Raw genomic sequence first — 19,515 nt, forward strand, 5'->3', positions numbered from 1 at the left:
AACCGAGGAGAGTCTTAGGTAACGCTCGCTACCTTTAGAGCACAACCTTGCTGGCACGACTAGTCGGGTATCAAATATGATCAACGGCAACACGCAAGGAACACGCTTCAGTCTTTAAGTAATCGACCTTGACGCACCGATAGGCAGTTGTGGCGCGACGACGGCAGCTCGCTATAACGATGTGCGAGGAGCCGGATGATCGTGGGCGCCTTTCTGGCGCGCCGCCGCTAAGCCGGACGATTAAGAATTTGGGCCCATACGAAGTCTCGATCTCTTCGCCCGCGGCGCGAATGCTGTGATGAGTTGGTGAGAACTGGCATCATGCCTTTCGACTCAAACAGACCGCACTGCCGCTTCGCGAGTCGGGGGGCGATCCGATCGTTCCAAAAAAGGTGCGCAATAAGTATCCAGCTGGCGATTGGCGAGGTTAAAATGACGGCCATTTTGGATGCCAACATCAAAGATGTGAAAAGGCCGTCAGTCGCCTTCTCCGCGGTTGGCTGGAAAGCCACGTCCTCGCGCTGCTTGAGATTCCTATCGAGCCGCCGAGCGCGTGTCCTTTTTCGCCCAGGCCGATGGGCACATGCCTTATTGATCGATGCTATGTGTTGCCACCCGCACCACTTGTGATCACCGGCAGCACTTCGGCTGCCGCGCGGTTGGGAGTGTCGTCCTTCCAGCGCACAGAGCCAAATGGCCGCTCCAGCATACGGCGGACGCGCACCGGCTCGGGGCCCATGTGAAAGGCGATGGCTCTCCTTTCCATTTCGCGGTCCGAGTTGGTCGAGCGACTGCGTTGGCGCAAGTAGTCGAACCAGGTAGGACAGCAATAACGCTCCGTCCACAATTCAGGATCTGCGATGTCGCGCGCGATTGACCAGCCGTAGGCACCGTTGCGTTGCCGCAACAACTGCACTTCCTGCATCGCGTCATAGAAGGCCCGCGTTTTCTCCTGCGTGACGCGATATTCGACCTCGACCACCAGTGGCCCGCTGCGCCCGGTCAGCGCCAACCGCACCTCGGGATCTGCGGGCACCTCGGGCTCTTCGCCCCGTGCGCCGATGCGCGGCATCTGCAGCCACAGGCCCATGAGTGGGGAGGCCAACATCAGCGCTGCCGAGACCAAGAGCGCCGCTTCAACACCGGCGGCATCAGTCAGATGACCCCAGCCCCAGCTGCCGAGGGCAATCCCGCCTGAACTGGCCGCCTGATAGGCCGCGAGCGAGCGCCCGGCTACCCAACGTGGCGCCGACAATTGCACACCAATGTTGAACAGCGCCCACATCATCATCCACACCGCGCCCGCGAGAACAAGTGCGACCGCCGTTAATACCGGTTCGCGGCTCAGCGCGACCGCGGCAATCGCCCCGCCCAGAGAAAGCGCGCAGGCGCGGATCGCCGCCTCGCCGCTCATGCGCTTGCGCACGCCGTTGATACTAAGTGCGCCGATCACGGCGCCCAGACCAAACGCACTTAGCATGATGCCATAGGTCTGGGCACCCCCATTCAGAAGGTCGCGCGCGACTAGTGGCATCAGCGCAATGATCGCACCGCCGATCACACCGGTGATGATCGAGCGGGTCAGCACAATCTTGATCGATGGCGAATTGGTGATGTAGCGCACCCCTGTAACAATGGCGCGCCTAAGCCCTTCGGGCGGCAAACGCGAAGGTTCGGATATGCGTTTCCACAAAAGCAGAGCAACGATCAGCGGCAGATAGAGTAAGGCGTTGAGCGCAAACGCAGCCACTGCTCCGGCAGCTGCGACAACAAGGCCGCCAATCGCCGGGGCCGCGCTGCGCGCAACATTGTAGCTGATGCTGTTGAGCGCGATGGCCGCAGGAAGCGTCTCGGTTGGTGCCTGCTCGCTGACGGAGGATTGCCAGGCCGGTCCTAACAAAGCCATGCCGCTTCCGATGGCAAAGCAGAGCGCCAGCAAGAGGCGAGGTGTAATCAAGCCAAACCAGGCCACGCCTGTCAGCGCGGCCGCGCTGGCGAGTGCGATGCCGAGCGAAACCAGTGCCACGATACGCCGATCATACATGTCGGCGATTGCTCCGGCGGGCACTGAGATTATCATCACCGGCAGCATCAGAGCCGTCTGCACCAACGCGACCTTTCCGGCTCCCGATGTCATCTGCGTCATTGCCCAGGCCGCCCCGACGCCCTGGATGAGGTTGCCCAAATTGGAAAGCAGGCTGGCGAACCAAATTCGCCGGAAAGTAGTATGCCGCAGCGGCGCCGTGATGCCGTCGACGCTGGAGAGGTTGGGCTTTGGCACGTTCATATCAATTCCCAGGTGGGCTGCGATGGCTGATTCTGGACCAGATCAATATGGTTCCGGCAGAACGCGACAGTCCAGAGTTCTCGTGGTCGAGAGTGCTGTGGGCTCGGCTGGGGGTTTTTAAAGCTCGGCCGTGCGATCAGCTTTGTTTTGTGTCGCTACACCCTTTCCCGCGCGCGACATACGACGAAAGCTAACGCGAACGGGCGAGACCGTCGTGCAGATAGCACCTTTCTCCGAACGTACTCGCTTAGTGAAACTCACAATCTGTCAAAAGACGTCGCGTAATTTAACGAGCATCATAAGTAGCGCCGCACCATTCCGCAATTTTGACCGATGATCTCGGGCTTCGGGAACGCACGCAAGCCAATTCCAACATGGTATCGTTCTCTCCGAACTTGGTATTGGCGTCAGGTAGATGCTGTGGCGCAAAGTGCGCAACATTCAACAATTTTGGAGGATTTCCGAGTGCTGCACGAACGCGAGCATTATGTGGATGGCGCTTGGGTAACTCCATTACAGCCAACCCTCCTCGAGGTGGTTGATCCGTCGACCGAGGAGGTTTTCACCCACATCGCGTTGGGCGGTCCAAAGGATGTTGAGCGTGCTGTCGCCGCCGCTCGCACGGCGTTTCCTGCCTTCTCGCGAACCACCCCGCAAGAAAGACTGGAACTGCTAGGGAGTATTCTTGCGGAATTGGAGAAGCGGCGCAACGACATCGGCGAAGTTCTCTGCAGGGAAATAGGCTCCCCTCTGCACATTGCGTGCGAGCAGCAAGCTGCACCTGTCGATTTGATTAGCATGATGAATGTGCTTCAGAACTATCGTTTTGAAGAAATGCAAGGCAGCACCAAAATTATCCGAGAGCCAATTGGTGTGGTCGGCCTGATCGCTCCATGGAATTGGCCACTTGGCCAAATCATCATGAAGGTTGCTCCAGCGATCGCCGCGGGCTGCACCATGGTGCTCAAGCCTTCCGAGGTGTCGCCGTTGAACGCCATCATTTGGTCGGAGGTGATGCATGCTGCTGGCGTACCTAAAGGCGTTTATAATATGGTGCAGGGCGATGGCGCCAGGGTGGGCGAAGCTATGTCGGCCCATCCCGATATTGCATTGATGTCGTTTACTGGTTCGACCCGCGCCGGTATCTTGGTTGCCCAGTCTGCCGCAACTACCGTCAAGCGCGTGGCGCAAGAACTCGGCGGAAAGTCGGCGAACATTCTATTGCCCGACGTCGACTTTAGGGGCGCCGTCACAAATGGCGTGCTCAGAGCGACGCGCAATAGCGGTCAAGCGTGCAGCGCGCCTACCCGCATGCTCGTTCCGAGCGACCGGCACGACGAGGTGAAGGCGATAGCCAAGGCAGCGGCCGAGAGCCTTGTCGTGGGCGATGTACGAGATCCCAGGACAAACCTTGGGCCCGTTGTGAACGAAGCGCAGTTCACCAGAGTGCAGCGGCTAATCCAGGCCGGAATCGACGAGGGGGCGGAGCTCGTCACTGGCGGCCTCGGCAGACCTCAGCACCTCAAACGAGGCTATTTCGTGCGACCCACAGTATTTGGCAATGTCAAAAACGATATGACTATCGCTCGAGAAGAGATTTTCGGCCCAGTTCTGTCAATCCTGCCTTATCGCGATGAAGAAGAGGCGATCGAGATCGCGAACGATACCCGTTACGGCCTGGCGGCCTACGTCCAATCAGCGGATCTCGAGCGTGCGCGCCGCATAGCGCGCCGCATGCGCGCCGGAACTGTTCATCTCAACTACCCCGGACCCGACAGGATGGCACCGTTTGGCGGGTACAAACAATCGGGGAATGGGCGCGAAAACGGCAGGTGGGGACTCGAGGAATACTTGGAGGTGAAGGCCGTGCTTGGCTACGAGCCGAAATAGTCATTAGAATATAACGTCGTCGGGGCTCGAGGGGCGGAAGCGAGATTTGCCTGTCAGCCATCACTCTTAGGATGCATGACGCTCATCAATCCTAGTAGGATCGACGGGTTCGGCGCCGAGTTCAGGATGGCACCGTAACGGCTCTTCGAAGAGCCCGAGCTAGCCGGTGCGAAGCCTTGCTTTCAGTTGGGATTTATCCTCGAAAATCGACAACGCTACGGGCCGAAGTTCCATAAGACCATAAAGGTCGAGGCGTCCATAGCCTGGTCAGGACGTCAGCGGGAAAGCTTAGTTGTGGTCGGCACTAAAGCTGGGCGATTTCGCGGAAATTGCGGATGAGCTGCTTGGTGAACTCGGGCTCGTTTATGCGGAGGTCGAGCTTTATGAGTTCGCGATTGGGTGCCGCCTGCCAGCCGGATCGGATGGTATTCTATCATCGGGCCAACTGGCCAGTGCTCAAAAAACAAGCGACCGCGGCCTCGACCGAAGCATCGTTCTTGATCCGCTGGTCGATCCAGGAAATCCGCCGCATCGCCATGAAGCTTGCCAAGCGGCCGCATCTCGTGCGCCCGCATCGTCGCTCGGTCAACGCGCGCAAAGCCCATCTGAGGCAAAGATTGCAGCTGTAATACTCGAGCGATTTGATCCATCAGCTGCGTACCGTCCCGGTTAGAAAGTGGGTGCCTCACGGCGAGCTCTCTCCTTGTGAACTTGCTCCATTGACGATGGACAGACCCTGTCTACTCTCTCCCCAGTACTCACGGACAAAGGGCGAAGTGCAGTGTATTCCGGCGCACCACGTCGTCATTGTGGTTCGAGTTCAGTCCACCGCGAGGAAGCCCGGGCCCGGCAACTCCGGAAACGGCATTGTCGGAAGCGTCTGGTACCAGAACGCGACTGAGGCCACGTCGTCCTGCAAAGGCAGATATTTCGGCATTTTGACGCCAGAACGCCAACCGAGCGCCTGTATCGTCACGCGCAAATCGCTTTGAAAGCGCACTGGATCGGGGATATGCCAGCGGTACATGCCGAAGCGCTGCTGCGATCTGTACACGCCGTCCGGGCGGATGACCTGTGGCAACCCAGCATACGGCGTGGTGAATTCGAGATAGCATGAGGCGGGCCCGCCGCTCTGGCCGTGATTGGCGTGCTGCCAAGGTACGCGCGGATCGAAATTATATGCGCCGCAGAAATAATCCTCAGTGCCGGTGCCACAAATGGTTGGGAATTCACCGTCGCCGTCGATGAAAAACTTGATCGCGCCCTCGCCCCACCAGCCGTTATTGTTGACACCCCACGCCATGTAGGTGCCGACGTAATGACCCTGACCGGCTATACCATCGAGGAGCGTATGGACCTCTTTGTACGGCACCGGATTGGTGCGCCGGAACTGCGCATGAAAATAGGCGCAATCTTGCGGCACATCGGTCAGCGTGCAATTGATCTGGTAGTAGACGAACTCCGCCTCCTCGTTGCGGTTCTCCATCGTGAATCGCGCGCGCTTGCGGAACGGCATTTCCCAGTAGCAATTGAAGCCGCGGCCCGGATTGACACACACGGCGAGCGAGGATACCTGGGCGAAATCCTCCCAGCCACAAGCAAAGAAATCGCCGACCGGACATTCGACGCTGGGCTTGACTGGTCATCCCAGTAGATGCGTAAGATGGTGTGGTGCAGCTGCCCGCGCGAGATCGTCATCCAGATCTGCTGGATTGCGCCCGCGCCTTCTATATCGGCAAGTGTGAAGGTCGCCCCGGGCTCGATCACCACATACGGCGAGATCTTCCAGCCCAGTCCGAGATCGCGGGCCTGGCGCGCCGCCGGGCCATCAACCGCCATACCGCCCTTGCCTTTCTCGCCCGTGAAATTCTCCGGACTTATCGAGCGGGACAGCGCATCGGACAGGTGCGCCAAATTGCCGAGATGGAGGCCTAATCCGGAAAATTTCATGCCGCGTTCACCTTGCTGCTTGGCCGGCGATTGAGACGCGAAGCCAGCTGAACGCGCCCGCGTTGTTGTTTTGCCACCGCGCGGACCGCGAAAATCGCAGCGCCGTTGGCCGTCCGGGAGCGGGCAAACACCGATCCTAGCGCGACCCAAACGCTAAGCAGGACTGGCCCCGCGAGTATGTCGGCCGTTCCTTCCATGAAGTAAACTGTTTAGTCGCGTTGAGAGCGGGCCGCCGCAATAATGCGTTCCGCCTCGCATATCCGAGACCACCAACTCTGTCGTCGCCAGTGACCAAGTCTCCAAGCTCTTCATTGCGAGTCGCAGCGGCACATGAGATTGAAGGGAATGGAGGCTTGTGTGAGCAAAAGCCTCCAATTTCGATTTTTCCCGCATCCTCGCCTAGCTCAGGGAGTTCTTGCGCCGCTTCTGCCGCTGCTTATGGCCCGCGTTCGCAAGTCCAACCCAGGTCAATTCGCCTTGTTAACGGAGGTGACTATATCGTCTTGAGCCACTATATCGTCTCGAGCCGCAGTATGAGCGCTTAGATCAGCGCTCATGCGACTTCCTTATGCGGAAGACCAGACCCGATCTTCTGGCGTCCTCGATCAGACGTCCTGATATTCCCTCGTGTCCGCGGGCACAGGAATCATCATGTCCAGCAGTGGTACGTGCTGCTGTGCACCGTACACGTCGCTTTCACCCAACGCGCACTGCGCGTTCAAGCGGTAGATTGTCGCCTTGAATGCGCGTGCGAATGGAATCTCGAAGAAAGAGGAGATTTTCGAGTTGTCGATGCCTAGAGTTTTTGCCACGGTTTCCGCGTTCAGCGCGCCGCTCTTCGAGACTGCCTCGTAGAGGTCGTCACGCTCGAATAACACGTCGAACGTGATTCGATACGGGCCAGCGTTCTTACTACGAACAATGGATGCCAGATTGCCGAGTTTAACGAGTCGCTTTTTCTCCATTTCACACCTCTTCCATCACAATAGGGAAACACTCTAGCGGCGAGGACACCTTCATGAGGTGATAGGCGCTGAATTCGTATTGAATGCCGATGTTGTGTATCCGGGGCGAGTAACGGAAGGCGGCACTGCCGGCGGTGTTCTTGACGCCTTTAAATACTGCGTGGTTCACCTTGGCCGCAATAATGGCCACCGCATCGTAAGCAGTCTGCTGCACGTCCGCGGTGGCTTCAATGACCAGGCCGATTTCGTGCGGCATGGTCTTGTTGAACTCCAGTTCTCGGAGCACCGCATCGGCGCCGTATTTTGCGAACACGATGCGCAGCGACGGGTCGGGAATCTTTTCGCGCGTCAGCTTCTCGATGTCACGCAGTACTTGGTCCAGATTGCGCATCATCACCGGGCAGCGGATACCGGCAAGCGCGAAAGATCGGTAGCCGACCGGCTTCGAGCCTTCAAGTTTGATCCAATAGTCGTCGGATCGTTCGCCGCGGGTGCCAGTCACTCGTACGCGCCTCTCGTCGAGTTGCTCGAATCTGCATTCGCTCATGTTTTGCATCCGGCCCGGCCCGTACTGGACGAGAGGATTCTCTCGCTCGTAGAGGGTATGAGCGGCGACCGACTCCACCGACGCGCGCCGCGCGAGGCTACCCGGCTCCAACACAAAGCCTTCGTTGTCGATCGTGCTAAGCATCACGTCCATGCCAGGCGGGTCTGCGCTGATCGCACCGCATTCGAGGATCTTGCCCATGTGGATCGCCAGCGAAGGATCAATGCCCTTCCAGATCGCAAACGCAGCGACCGCGCTATCGTCGCACGATCGCCCCGCAACGATGATATCAGCGCCATCGTCCAGCGCTTGGCGGAACGGTTCATCGCCCATCTGTCCAACCAAGCCCGTGCTCGCCTGGATGTCCTCGACCTTCAGCTCCGCACCCACCTCGAAGTCGCGGATTTCACCGGCCTGGATCGCCGAGATCACGCGCTCCTTCGGTATGTCCGAGTAAATCTTCGCCAGCTTGAAGTGCAGGCCTTTTTCCTTCGCCACTTCCTTGACCATCGAGACAACGTTTTCTACCCCCGCGTTCGTCCCGGCTCCGTTCGCGCTCCCGATGATGAGTGGGATGCCGGCCTTGCGGGCTGCCGGGATGAGGGCATCGAGCTCCTTCTTGATGATGCCGTTCGGTAGCAGCGGAAGGCCGCTCCCGAGCAGAGATGGCCCAGGGTCCGTCGAACCTGCGTCCGTTGCGATAACGTCGGGGCGAAGGGACATGCCGCGCTCGAGTGCCTCGAGGCTAAAGCCCGCGCCCAGAGCGCCGGTAGGCGTAAGGGTTCTTACTGATTTCATGGTTTCTCCTTAGGTTCGTGGCTGCTGTTCGCAATTCAAATGTCCTCGGGCCTGTCGATTTCGGACCGGCCCGCTGGTTGACGCGGTAGTCCCAGAGCCACTAAGGCCGTAGTGCTGCGTCGAATGGTTGTTCCAGAGCGCGATCTCGCTCCGCTTTAGAGCTTGCGATCAGCCGCGCGACCTTCATCAGCCTGTTCGCTCCTCACTCACGGCGATGAGATTCTGCGTGCCTGTCGTCCCGCGGCGGGTTGCCTTGACGAGATCCGCCCCCTTCTCGCCAATCATCATTGTCGGCGCGTTCGTGCCGCCACTAATCACGTTCGGCATGATTGAGGCATCGACCACCCGCAACCTCTCCACGCCGCGAACGCGGAGCTCGGGGTCGACCACTGCCTCATCGTCACTGCCCATGCGGCACGTGCCGCACGGGTGCTTGCCGCTGCCGATGGTGCGGCGAATGTAGTCGGCGATCTGGTCATCGCTCTGCACATCCAACCCGGGAACCAGTTCTAAATCGATGTACTCGTTTAATGCGGGCTGGGCGGCGACCCTACGTATCTGCCGGAAGGCGTCGATCATGACCCTCATATCGCCCGGGGCCGAGAGATAGCCGCTGTCGATGTGTGGCTCCGTGAACGCGTCCTGCGAGACGAGTGAGAGCTTCCCGCGGCTTTCCGGCCGCAGCTGAGCCCAGCCGATGGTGAAGGCGTCCCGATCCAGCAGGCCGCCGCCGCCGAAGCCCGGCCATCTTAAAGCCGTGAGCCCCGCTCCGGGAACGAAGTACCACTGAATGTCCGGACGTTCGACATCGGGCCGAGTACGCGTGAAAGCGCCGGCTTCGCACGGGAAGTTCGTCGCCGGGCCCGAGCGCAGCAGGAGTGCCTGAGCCATCATCAGCGCCGCGCGATCCGCGCGCACCAAACTGTATAAGGTAAGCGGCTTCGTGCAGCCGAATGTGACAGTGTCCACCGGATGGTCCTGGAGGTTGCGGCCGACGCCTGGCAGATCCATCACCGAAGCGATGCCGAGTTGGGCCAGCTCGCGTGCATCTCCAATGCCCGAATGCATCAGCAAAAACGGTGAGCAGATCGCGCCGGCGCAGAGGATAACCTCGGCATCCGCCATGGCCTTCAGCGTCTTTCCTGATCGATTGTACTCGACACCGATAGCGCGCCGCCCCTCGAAAAGAATGCGCGTGGCGTGCGCGTGCGTGACAACCCTAAGGTTGGGACGCTTGCGCGCTTCATCCAGGAAGGCCCGAGCGGCCGACCAGCGCCGACCCTTGTGGATCGTGAAGTCGACCATGCCAAAGCCCTCCTGCGTTTGGCCGTTGAAGTCCTCACATTCAGGGAAACCCGCCTGGATGCCAGCGCGAATGAAGGCCGAATAGAGGGGATTCTGCGAAGTGGCGAGGTTTACGCGCAGCGGACCGTTCTGGTTGTGGAACCTGCCTTTCCTGGCCTGGTGCCCTTCGGACTTCAGAAAGTACGGCAGCACATCTTGGTAGCCCCACCCTACGTTGCCGAGATCGCGCCAATTATCATAGTCCGCGCGGTCGCCGCGCAGATACTGCATGCCATTGAGGGACGACGATCCGCCGATCACCTTGCCGCGCGGCCAGAACTCGCGCCGTCCGCCGGCTTCCTTGTGTTCGGCATGCATCTTCCAGCCATACAGCCCGCCTTTGCGGAGCGCCTGGCCAGTTCCGATGGGAATCCGGATCAGGGGGCTCCAGTCTTCACCGCCCGCCTCCAGCAATAGCACTCGGTTGGACGGATCCTCCGACAGCCGCGCGGCCATGACGCACCCCGCCGAGCCGGCGCCGACGATGACGTAGGTGGATCGTTCAGACATTTCAGTTCGCTCCGCAGGCCCGCATTGCCTTCGCTTGCACCAGGTTCAACTTGCCAGTCTGCCCAGCAAGCGGCTCAGCTGCGCTATCACCTGAGATGCTTTTCAACGAGCTTCTAGGAATTCGATGAGCAATATCGAGGGCAGAGAAACTAAAAAACACATCGAAAGCCGTTAACGGCTGACCGCTACGGCGAACGATTGCGCACAATGCCACCCAGGTAGCCGTCAACACGCCCCGTTCGACGGTGAGTCGTGGTACCAAAATGGCTCTCACTGCAATCGCGCCCTACCTGCAGCCGGTGTCCGCGTGAGTGGCTCCGGTAAGCCTAGCGAGGGTATCCTAGCTGAGACTTCAGGCGTTGCCAGCAGCAGAGCCAGCAACCGAAGCTGACAGCTCGGACGCATAGCGCACCTCCCAACCGCATCAATTCTGTTTGAGCAGTAGCGAAACGCCCCCGACCATACCAATACCGATTTCGGGCCGACCGATACCAAGTAGGAATTGATGTGAAGGTGGCATGCGGCAGCCATCCTAGGTGCAGACATATCAAAGTCGCCCTGACCTTCCCTACCCCCGTCCGAGCCGATTGGTACCGGTTTTTTCGGAATTCACGCGTTCTCGAATATCGGCCGGCACCGGTCAGGTCGAGCAGTAACGACCCGCGAGGACTTCAAGAGAGCTGCCGTTTCCTTGCCCCGGAAGTGCATGTAGGAGCTCGTCAGGAGGAGAAAACGGGACGCGATGAGCAGCTGCTTACCGTCAATTGGTGGCCCTCCCGTGAGCGGGCACCACGCCACATGAAGCGCCACAGGAGACGCGGATCACCCAAGTGAAATCATCAAAGCGAATGCTAAATCACAATCTCCGACCCGACATATCCTGTCGACCGGCCACGTACGCTTTCGATCAGCTTGCCGGAATTATTGCACCTGTAACAGCCGTCCGCCAGTGCAATCCGACTTTGATATTCATGGTACTTTTCATCGCTTAGCTGTTTAATATCCCCTCCAAGCGGCAGCTGGTGCGTAAGGACGGAGGTTAACTTCGCCGACCGCTCGTGCTTGGGGTTGAAGTTCAAGAAAACCAAGTACTCGATAATCGACGCTGAGCCACAACCGCGGCGCCACAACCAGTGAGGGTGTTTGCGGAACGCTTTCGAACGTCACGCAGGCGAGCGCAAAGCGGCGCAGCCCATTCTACCATCCAGCCTGTTGTGATCTCGTTTGATATTCATCTACGGCAGATGAGTTGCGAAGCTCGTTACCCCAACGGTGGTAATTTTCGCAGCGCCAGCGCCGTCCCACCATAACTCTTCAACACTACATGGTGGAAATCCGCTTTCTCGCACATCGCAACTCTTTGTCGCCGAGAGGACAAATGGAGGCTGGATGCGCGAGAGTTATGGAAAGGCATTGCTTTGAGCACGATCAACCGGATTACCAGCTCTATTATTCAACAGCGCCTTGAGGCAGTCGTCGCTGAAATGGGAGAGGCAATGCTCCGAACTGCCTACTCTCAGATCTTGAACTCAAGTCGCGACTTCTCGACAGCCGTTTTTGACGGCTTGGGCAGATTGGTTGCTCAGGCCGATCATATTCCGCTTCACGTCGGCGCATTGCCATTCGCTGTTAAGTCAGTGCTTAGCGCCTTTGAGGGCGACATCTGGCCAGGCGACGTCTTCCTGTTGAACGACCCCTATTTTGGCGGAAACCACCTCCCTGACGTCACTGCGTTCGTACCCGTTTTTGCCGAAGGCCATGACAGGCCAATGTTCTGGACTATCAACCGCGCTCACCAGAGCGACATTGGTGGTGCGACACATGGCTCTTACAATCCGTCTGCGACGGAGATCTGGCAGGAAGGTATACGTATCCCGCCTATCCGACTCTATGAGAAGGGCAAGTTGCGCTTCGATCTTCAGAGGATGATCGCCACCAATATTCGGCATCCTGCGGATTTTATTGGTGACCTTAACGCAATGGTCGGTTCGGTTCGCTCAGGGGAGCGCCGCCTTCAGAAGCTACTGCGGGAATACGGCACCGACATCGTCGGCGCAGCGCTTGACGATATTCTCAACGGTTCCGAAGCGCAGGCCCGGGCTTGTGTCGAAGCTTGGAAAGATGGCGTGTTCGAGGGCAAAAGCTTCTTAGACGACGACGGCCATGATGCGCAATCCATCAGACTGCACGCCAAAGTTAAGAAGCAGGGCAGCAACCTGCATGTCGATCTCTCCGGCTGCCACCCACAGGTGACCGGGTTCGTCAACTCCTCCTCTGCAAATACCGTTTCGGCCGTGCATATGGCTCTGGCCTTCCTCATCGACCCAGGCATCCCAAAAAACGAAGGCACTTTCCGCTTGGTCGAAATCAAGACCGTAGAGGGCACTATCGTCCATCCGTTGCCGCCAGCCCCGGTAACGCTCTCAACAAATCACCCTTCTCAGGAGATCGCCGAGGCGATCATCAAAGCGCTGGCCGATTCATGTCCTGATCGCGTTATTGCGGGATGGGGCCGCCGCTTCCGTATCGCGATCAAGGGCATCAATCCGCGGACGGGCAAACAATTCATCTGGCACCTCTTTCATGCCAGGCCCGGCGCTGGTGCTTCTTCGCAAGCAGACGGGTGGTCCAATGTCGGGGAGCTGTCTTCGGCTGGTGGGCTGAAGTTCGGCAGCATCGAAGTCGCTGAGGCCAGATTCCCGCTTCATTTTGAAGTACACGAGTACCGGCCTGGATCAGGTGGTGCCGGCAAACATCGTGGCGGCCTAGGGTCCATCCTGAGTTTGGTCTGCGAGACCGAGCAAGCTGCGGTGGGCAACACAGCCGGTGACGGCGTGATTACGGGCGGATACGGCCTGTTCGGTGGTGTAGATGGTCTACCTCATCGCTATCGGCTCTCGTCAGGCAATCAGGTGCGCGACCTGAAGACCAAGGAAACAAGCATCGTTATCCAACCCGGTGACCGTCTCTTCGTCGAGTCGGCCGGCGGCGGCGGCTTCGGCCCAACAGCCGAGCGGTCCGCTGAAGCGACGAAAGCGGATCAACGCGACGAACTCCTCGTCGCTTTCGCAAGCTGATTTTTTACTGGGATTCATCCATGTACCGTATTGGAATCGACGTGGGCGGCACGTTCACGGACCTCGTCGCGATCGACAACACCGGACAGGTAACGATCGCAAAATCTCCTTCCACCCCCGCCGATCAGTCCTTTGGCGTTCTTAAGGGTCTGGAGAACTTGGCGAACGAGATGAATATGACGCGGGAGGCGCTTCTCCAGCAGACCGAGCAGATCGTCCATGGCACCACGGCAGCCACGAACGCCTTGCTAGAGCGACGCGGAGCAAGGGTTGGTCTTCTAACCACCCAAGGACATCGCGACGTTCTTGAGCAGCGCGAAGGCTACAAGCCTGCCCGATACGATCTCAGGTTGGCGCCCCAGCCAGCGCTTGTTCCGCGCTATCTGCGCCTTGGCGTAAGAGAGCGACTTCGATTCGATGGCTCCACTCAAATGCCTCTTGACGAAGCATCGCTGAGAGAAGACATTCGCAAACTTCAGGAGAATGGTGTCGAAGCGGTCGCGATCTGCTTCCTCCATTCTCATATCAATTCTTCGCATGAGCTGCAGGCGCGGGCTCTTGTCGAGGAGATGATGCCTGAGGCATATATCTCGGTTTCCTCTCAGATCATCAGAGAGATCAAAGAATACGAGCGTTTTTCGACAACCGTCGTAAATGCCTTCGTTGGAAAGGAGCTCAAGAAGTATCTCACCAATCTTGAACGCCTTCTCAAGGAAGCGGGTTATGCGAACGGTGTTCTGATCATGCACTCTCACGGTGGCGTGGGAACGATCGCGGATTCGATTGCACTTTCGGCTGCTTGCGTTCTGTCTGGTCCCGCCGGCGGAATCGCGGCTGCCTCCTACATCTCATCCTTGACGAACGAACAAAACCTCATTTCATTTGATATGGGAGGAACCAGGACCGACATAGCGATCATTGAGAATGGGCGAGTTCCTCTCAGCACCAATCGCGATATCGACGACACAGGCCCGCAATGGAGAGCGCGTTCGCAGCAGTGCCGGTTTGCGTCAGAAAGACTTTCGTAGGCTTGTCGAAAAGTGCCGAGACAACGTCCTCAAGCTCTGATGTCAGAGCATCCTCTGCGTAGCTTGCCGCGGAGCCTTCATTCGCTTCTGTTATCGCCGACAAAAATCGGGGGTGGATTCCCGCAACGTTATCACTGTAAAGCGACTGCATTCTTCCGCTCTTCCTTCGCCGGACCAAGTGTGGCGACTTCGACCACACCTACTGAGATGTCCAGCCATCCTAGATCGTTCACCGTGGCGCGATCGCCTTCTCGAAGTGCGACCGTCGTGGTGCGTGACTCGACCAGCGCTGGCCCCTTAACAACCGATCCGACAGTGAGATGCCTTAGCTTGTAGAGAGCGACCTCTTGCCAACCATCATTATTAGACTCGCCGTGTTATAGGAGCACTGCAGGCCGCATCCGATCGAGAAGGAGTCCGGGGGCGAACTGCGTCGAGCTTGCCGATCGCCGACACGCGAATGTTCACCAGAATGACTTCCTGTTGGAGGCTCTTATACGTGTAAACGTCCTCATGGCGCTTATGAAAGCGAGCTATAACCTCCTCAACGAAAGTCGGTGCGTCGATATTGACGCCGTCGAGAGGCACGTTGAGTTCAAAGACTTGCTCGCCGTAGCGCATGTCGACAGTTCTCTCGATTTCGATCCGACCCAGGTCAAACTGAGCGAGTTTCTCTCGGCCCTGTTGTTCAAGTTCCGCAAAGGCTTGGCGGAGTTCGATCGGGTCTGCGGAGGCAAGGCTTGTCAAATGGGACCGGCTCAGCTCGTAGCGAAGATCGGTTGCGAGCATGCCCCAAGCTGAAAGGACCGAAGCAACGCCAGGGACAATGATACGCTTCACGTCGAGCATCCGAGCGACGTCTGAAACATGAAGTCCGGCGGCACCGCCAAAGGAGAGCAGGGTGTAATTTCGGAGATCGACACCGCGGCGGACCGACATGACGCGGACACCTTCCGCCATTTGGGTGTTCACAACCCGCTGAATTCCCTGAGCCGCCTCAACGACGGAACATTCCAGCGCATCAGCAATGTGAGCTACCGCCTTCTCGGCTGCAGCCCCATCGAAGCTGGTCCGCCCGCCCAGGAAACTTTTCGGGTCGAAATAGCCGAGAACGACGTTAGCATCGGTGACAGCAGGCTTCTGTCCGCCCTTGCCGTAGGACGCAGGGCCCGGATCAGCGCCGGCGCTTTCCGGACCTACGTGCAAAATTCCGCCGATATCAACGTGGCCGATCGAACCGCCGCCTGAGCCGATGGTGTGAATATCAATGCTCGGCAGCGCCACGCGTAGGTCCCGCATGGAAACGAACGCTGTGCCATCGGCGAAGTCATGTCATGGAGGCAGAAGCGGGTGCGCCCGAGGCTTTCTCAGGCGGTGGCAAACTTAGCGCTGGTGCGGGCGGCTGGACAAACTTTCTGTTGAAGGTGTCACGACTGCTTTAAGTATGGGAATTCCTGGCGATCCGCACTCGCCAAATTTCGGCCTTGTATCACTCTCTCAGGCGACCGAGTGCGGCACAATCTATTCATTGCAAGAGCTAAAGGATATCGCCGCCATCGTCCGACGGCATGATGCGCGTCTCCATTTGGATGGGGCTCGCTTCGCAAATGCGCTTGCGGCGATGGGGGCTTCTCCGGCAGAGATCGCGGCAGAGATCGCACCTGACGCCATTTCTTTTGGCATTGCCAAGAATGGCGGGGCATTTTACGACCTTGTCGTCCTGTTCGACATCGAGAAGGCAGAAGAGTTTCGCTTCCGTCAAATGCGCTCTGGGCACCTGTTGGCAAAACATCGCTTCATCTCTGCGCAGGCATTGGCATCTCTGCGAGACGGGTTGTGGTTGGAATTGGCGACACGTGCGAATCAACAAGCAGCGGTTCTCGCCAACGCCTTACAGTCCAGAAATTTCGAGGCCGTCTTCGATGTGAAGACAAACTTGGTATTTGTGGAGATCGATTCTGAGACCGCAGATCGCCTCCAATGCCAGGACCAGATCGTCAAACTCTATAATCCAGCCGCGTTCGACCGCGAGGAAGCCGCCGCTAGCGGTGCGAAGGTTCTCCGTCTAGTCACGAGCTGGCAGACAACTGAGGACGATATTTCTCGCTGTCTAGAAGCTCTCGGACCTCAGCGCCTCTAACGCTGATCGCCCTGTCCGCAAACGCGTGGTGGCTTTGCCCCGCGACTCAGTCGACCTTGAGTTCATATCGCTGCGCCGGCCCCACGACAAACCACGCGCCGTCATCTCGATAGCCGAGAGAGGCCACGCTCGTGCTATTAGCTGAACGCATACCCACGCCCATCGAGCTGGAGCCAACCGACTGCCCCGCCCCCTAGTGGTTCCCGTAATGTCGACGGCACGTGTTATGGAGCGTCTACCAGCCACGGGCTCCTCTCAACCCAGAGAAAGCGGTAACAGACCGCAATTTTCGATTGGAATGTCGCTGCGTTGGCGGCTGCGGCCATAGTGAAAGACGTTCCAAACACAAAAATCAGGTGCGAGAGAAAAGCCTGAATAATTCCATGTGGGAGTTGATACCCAGCCGCTTATAAAGGCGCTTGCGATGCACTCGCTCGGTATGAGGTGAGATTCCCAGCACCCTTGCGGCAGATTTTGAGGAGTGTCCTTGCAGGAGCAGTTCTGCAACTTCTTGCTCCCTTTTGCTCAAGCCTAATCTGATCGCAGCGGGTGCTGGAGCTGGCTGCGCGCGTTCTCCCGCTTCGGCTCTAAAGCTCAGCTCCTTGCGCAGCAACGATTTAACAATTGGCAACACGTCACGCAAAGCCATCAATTCATTTTCTGAGAACTTTGAGCTCGGCATCTTTCTTTCGATCATAAATACTATGCCGTGGTTGCCGGCCTTCAAGAAGAACAGCCCCTCGTCAGAAACCCGCTTAGTTTCATAGTAAAGGCCAAAGTACGTCGTAGAAAAGAAGTCGTCAGGCGCCACGTCCGAAACTGTATAGAATCCTTCGTTCGCTCTTTTTGATATAACCGAACTGAAATATGGACTTAGCTTGTAGATCCCGTTCACAAATGCGCTGTACAGATCCGTCCTCTCGGTCGATCTGAACGTATCGTAGAGATAAACGGGCTGCTCATAATCGTCGAACCGGAATGCTGAGGCGCCATCAAATCGCACGACGTTGAGAAGTAAACCCTCGATTGCTCCGAACGCATTCCCATCGATAGCTAGTTCAACTGCAGTGGCGATCGCAGGAAGCTCCAGCATCGATCGTCCCTTCCATCGCTGTTATCGCTTCTCGGTGAGCTTGCCACAAATGGTGGGGAATTTGCGAGCGTCACGTTGAAAGTGATCGGCATTGAAAAAGCTCTGTTCGGCCTCAGTTGTCAGCAAGCCTACGATCACCCCAAGCAGGACCAAGGGCCGACGACGCTGTCTCAGGGAAGATACCGCCGCGAGGCCCCACACGACCGAATGTCGAATGCTGGCGCTCGGCGGTTGGCCAAGAGTCCGCCTCGGAGACCGGAAGACGCTCTCGGAACAGCGAGTGTCCAGAAAATCCGGTCAACTTCAGCCATCGAAAGGCTGGGCGCACCTTGCTCCCCAAGATAGCCGAAACATCGCGAGAGGCTCTAAGTGTTCGGACGAGCCGTTGCCAAAGCCGCGACTGCATCAGCCGTTGCAGCGGACAGCGTCCAGCCCAAGTGACCATGGCCAGTATTGTAGAAGACGCGGGGATTTCGACCACGCATGACACGAGGCATCATATCCGGCATCATCGGCCTAAGTCCTGCCCAGGGAACAACCTGGCGGGTGCTCATTTCAGGGAAGTGCTTCCGGCACCACCCAATGAGAGGCTCGATGCGCGCCGTCCGGATATCCTTGTTGATCCCGTTAAATTCGGCAGTCCCGGCGACCCGAAAGCGATCCGCGCCCAATCGGCTTGTCACGATTTTCGCCTTGTCATCGAGCAGGCTAGTCCAGGGCGCAGCCTTTCGATCCGACTCCTCGAGCAGATTTACGGTTATAGAGTAGCCTTTGACGGGATAGATATTGATACGGTCGCCGAGCTGGCGCGCGAGCGTGCGGGAATAGACCCCGGCGCATACGACGACCGTGTCAAACTCGGCTGTTAGAGTTTCGACAGCAGCCTCAGCCCCAATGGGCCGCCAAGCGATGGTGACATGCTCCGCTCCATAGCCGATGCCGGTCACTTCGGTCGAAAGCCGCATGATCACGCCCATGCGTTCGCACGCTTTCGCCAGTTCATTGGTGAATTTGTGGATGTCTCCGGTGAAGTCGCTTTCGGTATAGAAACCGCCAAAGAAATCACCTTTCAGTGCGGGCTCGATGCTTCGGATTTCGCTTGGTCCGACAGGCCGGCGTACCAAGCCTCCCTTTGCAAGCAGCACCGTAACCTTTTCTGCAGAAGCGTACTCGGTCTTGGAGTGGTAGACATGAAGGATGCCTCTGTCTTCACAGTTAAACTCAATTCCTTCATTCGCCGCCATCAATCGGAGGTGCTGGCGCGCCTCGATGGCGAGTCGCGCTGTCGTGACGGTGTTCTGCTCGTACTTTGGGATCGACGCGACGAATTCGGCCATCCACGACAGTTTGTGCCAGCTCGGTTTTGGATCCACCAGCAGCGGAGCCCCAGGGGTGAACATCCACTTCAAGCCTTTAAGGATTGTCTTCCAACTATTCCAGACTTCCGCATTTGACGCGGATAGTTGCCCACCATTGGCAAACACGACGTTTCCATCGCAGGATAGGGCTGTCGATCGAAAACCGTTACATCGCAGCCGCGTTTAGCCAGATTATATGCGGTTGTGACACCGGCAATTCCTGCGCCGATCACTGCAATGCGCTTAACTTCTGCAGACATGGGGCTCCTGCCCGCAATCAGCGGGTCAGCTAAACACCCCCTCTGTCATTGGCCTGAGAGCATCATCTCGCTCGCGGATACGAGCGAGGATTTACACCGTCGGCGCGCGGCATGCGGCCACGCTTTTCAGAGTCGACAACACGCAGCGGTCCTTTTGCCTGAGAGTTTCCGGGGTAGTTGCTCCGTCGGCGCTGACGCTTGCATATCACAAGAGCCAGTCTCTCCCGCTTTTGGTAATCCATACTTTGGGCAGTGGATTGTCAAGGCA

13 protein-coding genes, 3 pseudogenes and 2 riboswitches are annotated in these 19,515 nt (G+C 58.0%); of the genes and pseudogenes, 6 read left to right on the plus strand and 10 right to left on the minus strand.

Annotated elements, in window-relative coordinates; translation table 11 throughout:
• Positions 1 to 601: 601 nt before the first annotated feature.
• A complete protein-coding gene (locus tag ACNJX9_RS34860; protein WP_439406579.1) occupies positions 602 to 2,287 on the minus strand; it encodes an MFS transporter in 1,686 nt (561 codons plus the stop codon).
• A gap of 465 nt (positions 2,288 to 2,752) precedes the next feature.
• Between ACNJX9_RS34860 and ACNJX9_RS34865 the strand changes: the two genes are divergently transcribed.
• Positions 2,753 to 4,177 (plus strand): aldehyde dehydrogenase family protein, encoded by a 1,425-nt coding sequence (locus ACNJX9_RS34865; protein ID WP_439406580.1) that lies wholly within the window; start codon positions 2,753 to 2,755, stop codon positions 4,175 to 4,177.
• A 292-nt stretch (positions 4,178 to 4,469) separates the two neighbouring features.
• Positions 4,470 to 4,850 carry a hypothetical protein gene (locus ACNJX9_RS34870; RefSeq protein ID WP_439406581.1) on the plus strand — a complete coding sequence of 127 codons (381 nt, stop codon included), beginning with the start codon at positions 4,470 to 4,472 and terminating at the stop codon, positions 4,848 to 4,850.
• A gap of 147 nt (positions 4,851 to 4,997) precedes the next feature.
• Here ACNJX9_RS34870 and ACNJX9_RS34875 read toward each other — a convergent pair.
• Positions 4,998 to 5,753 (minus strand): annotated as a pseudogene (locus ACNJX9_RS34875) (glycoside hydrolase family 172 protein); the annotation flags it as partial.
• 95 nt (positions 5,754 to 5,848) lie between these two features.
• Between ACNJX9_RS34875 and ACNJX9_RS34880 the strand changes: the two are divergent.
• Entirely contained in the window at positions 5,849 to 6,112 is a 264-nt protein-coding gene (locus tag ACNJX9_RS34880; RefSeq protein ID WP_439406583.1) for a hypothetical protein, read from the plus strand.
• Between the two features lie 620 nt (positions 6,113 to 6,732).
• Here the strand turns inward: ACNJX9_RS34880 and ACNJX9_RS34885 are convergent.
• The 3 genes from ACNJX9_RS34885 to ACNJX9_RS34895 all read right to left on the minus strand — a co-directional run bounded on the left by ACNJX9_RS34885 (position 6,733) and on the right by ACNJX9_RS34895 (position 10,291).
• Positions 6,733 to 7,092, minus strand: coding sequence for a DUF4387 domain-containing protein (locus ACNJX9_RS34885; RefSeq protein WP_439406584.1), 360 nt, complete (start codon positions 7,090 to 7,092; stop codon positions 6,733 to 6,735).
• Between the two features lies 1 nt (position 7,093).
• Positions 7,094 to 8,437: an acyclic terpene utilization AtuA family protein gene (locus tag ACNJX9_RS34890; RefSeq protein ID WP_439406585.1), complete on the minus strand. Its 1,344-nt coding sequence runs from the start codon at positions 8,435 to 8,437 to the stop codon at positions 7,094 to 7,096.
• Positions 8,438 to 8,623: 186 nt separating this feature from the next.
• On the minus strand, positions 8,624 to 10,291 hold the full coding sequence (locus ACNJX9_RS34895) for a GMC family oxidoreductase (RefSeq protein WP_439406587.1): 1,668 nt from the start codon (positions 10,289 to 10,291) through the stop codon (positions 8,624 to 8,626).
• 1,418 nt (positions 10,292 to 11,709) lie between these two features.
• Here ACNJX9_RS34895 and ACNJX9_RS34900 point away from each other — a divergent pair.
• Both ACNJX9_RS34900 and ACNJX9_RS34905 read left to right on the plus strand, forming a co-directional pair.
• Positions 11,710 to 13,368 (plus strand): hydantoinase B/oxoprolinase family protein, encoded by a 1,659-nt coding sequence (locus tag ACNJX9_RS34900; protein WP_439406588.1) that lies wholly within the window; start codon positions 11,710 to 11,712, stop codon positions 13,366 to 13,368.
• 20 nt (positions 13,369 to 13,388) lie between these two features.
• Entirely contained in the window at positions 13,389 to 14,396 is a 1,008-nt protein-coding gene (locus ACNJX9_RS34905; protein WP_439406590.1) for a hydantoinase/oxoprolinase N-terminal domain-containing protein, read from the plus strand.
• Here the strand turns inward: ACNJX9_RS34905 and ACNJX9_RS34910 are convergent.
• The 3 genes and pseudogenes from ACNJX9_RS34910 to ACNJX9_RS34920 all read right to left on the minus strand — a co-directional run bounded on the left by ACNJX9_RS34910 (position 14,308) and on the right by ACNJX9_RS34920 (position 15,695).
• On the minus strand, positions 14,308 to 14,547 hold the full coding sequence (locus ACNJX9_RS34910) for a beta-eliminating lyase-related protein (protein WP_439406592.1): 240 nt from the start codon (positions 14,545 to 14,547) through the stop codon (positions 14,308 to 14,310). The genes ACNJX9_RS34905 and ACNJX9_RS34910 overlap by 89 nt on opposite strands.
• Positions 14,528 to 14,743, minus strand: a pseudogene (locus ACNJX9_RS34915) (hypothetical protein); the annotation flags it as partial. The gene ACNJX9_RS34910 and the pseudogene ACNJX9_RS34915, both read right to left, overlap by 20 nt.
• 16 nt (positions 14,744 to 14,759) lie before the next feature.
• Positions 14,760 to 15,695 (minus strand): hydantoinase/oxoprolinase family protein, encoded by a 936-nt coding sequence (locus ACNJX9_RS34920; RefSeq protein ID WP_439406593.1) that lies wholly within the window; start codon positions 15,693 to 15,695, stop codon positions 14,760 to 14,762.
• A gap of 145 nt (positions 15,696 to 15,840) precedes the next feature.
• Here ACNJX9_RS34920 and ACNJX9_RS34925 point away from each other — a divergent pair, with 145 nt between their 5' ends.
• Positions 15,841 to 16,536, plus strand: a complete 696-nt coding sequence (locus ACNJX9_RS34925; protein WP_439406595.1) for a threonine aldolase family protein — start codon at positions 15,841 to 15,843, stop codon at positions 16,534 to 16,536.
• Between the two features lie 352 nt (positions 16,537 to 16,888).
• Here ACNJX9_RS34925 and ACNJX9_RS34930 read toward each other — a convergent pair whose 3' ends face one another.
• Together ACNJX9_RS34930 and ACNJX9_RS34935 are read right to left on the minus strand one after the other, a co-directional pair.
• A complete protein-coding gene (locus tag ACNJX9_RS34930) occupies positions 16,889 to 17,629 on the minus strand; it encodes a helix-turn-helix transcriptional regulator (protein ID WP_439406596.1) in 741 nt (246 codons plus the stop codon).
• 365 nt (positions 17,630 to 17,994) lie between these two features.
• A pseudogene (locus ACNJX9_RS34935) lies at positions 17,995 to 19,247 on the minus strand (D-amino acid dehydrogenase).
• A gap of 32 nt (positions 19,248 to 19,279) precedes the next feature.
• A riboswitch (glycine riboswitch) is annotated at positions 19,280 to 19,383 on the minus strand.
• Positions 19,384 to 19,484: riboswitch (glycine riboswitch) on the minus strand.
• Between the last annotated feature and the right edge of the window lie 31 nt (positions 19,485 to 19,515).

The sequence above is a fragment of the Bradyrhizobium sp. BLXBL-03 genome, from assembly GCF_051853015.1.
GTDB classification, from domain to species: domain Bacteria; phylum Pseudomonadota; class Alphaproteobacteria; order Rhizobiales; family Xanthobacteraceae; genus Bradyrhizobium; species Bradyrhizobium manausense.

What these genes read in the sequence shown, in the direction of transcription:
- ACNJX9_RS34860 (WP_439406579.1), bottom strand. Translation starts at nt 2,287, where the DNA reads ATGAACGTGCCAAAGCCCAACCTCTCCAGCGTCGACGGCATCACGGCG.
- ACNJX9_RS34885 (WP_439406584.1), bottom strand. Translation starts at nt 7,092, where the DNA reads ATGGAGAAAAAGCGACTCGTTAAACTCGGCAATCTGGCATCCATTGTT.
- ACNJX9_RS34890 (WP_439406585.1), bottom strand. Translation starts at nt 8,437, where the DNA reads ATGAAATCAGTAAGAACCCTTACGCCTACCGGCGCTCTGGGCGCGGGC.
- ACNJX9_RS34895 (WP_439406587.1), bottom strand. Translation starts at nt 10,291, where the DNA reads ATGTCTGAACGATCCACCTACGTCATCGTCGGCGCCGGCTCGGCGGGG.
- ACNJX9_RS34905 (WP_439406590.1), top strand. Translation starts at nt 13,389, where the DNA reads ATGTACCGTATTGGAATCGACGTGGGCGGCACGTTCACGGACCTCGTC.
- ACNJX9_RS34910 (WP_439406592.1), bottom strand. Translation starts at nt 14,547, where the DNA reads ATGCAGTCGCTTTACAGTGATAACGTTGCGGGAATCCACCCCCGATTT.
- ACNJX9_RS34920 (WP_439406593.1), bottom strand. Translation starts at nt 15,695, where the DNA reads ATGCGGGACCTACGCGTGGCGCTGCCGAGCATTGATATTCACACCATC.
- ACNJX9_RS34925 (WP_439406595.1), top strand. Translation starts at nt 15,841, where the DNA reads ATGGGAATTCCTGGCGATCCGCACTCGCCAAATTTCGGCCTTGTATCA.
- ACNJX9_RS34930 (WP_439406596.1), bottom strand. Translation starts at nt 17,629, where the DNA reads ATGCTGGAGCTTCCTGCGATCGCCACTGCAGTTGAACTAGCTATCGAT.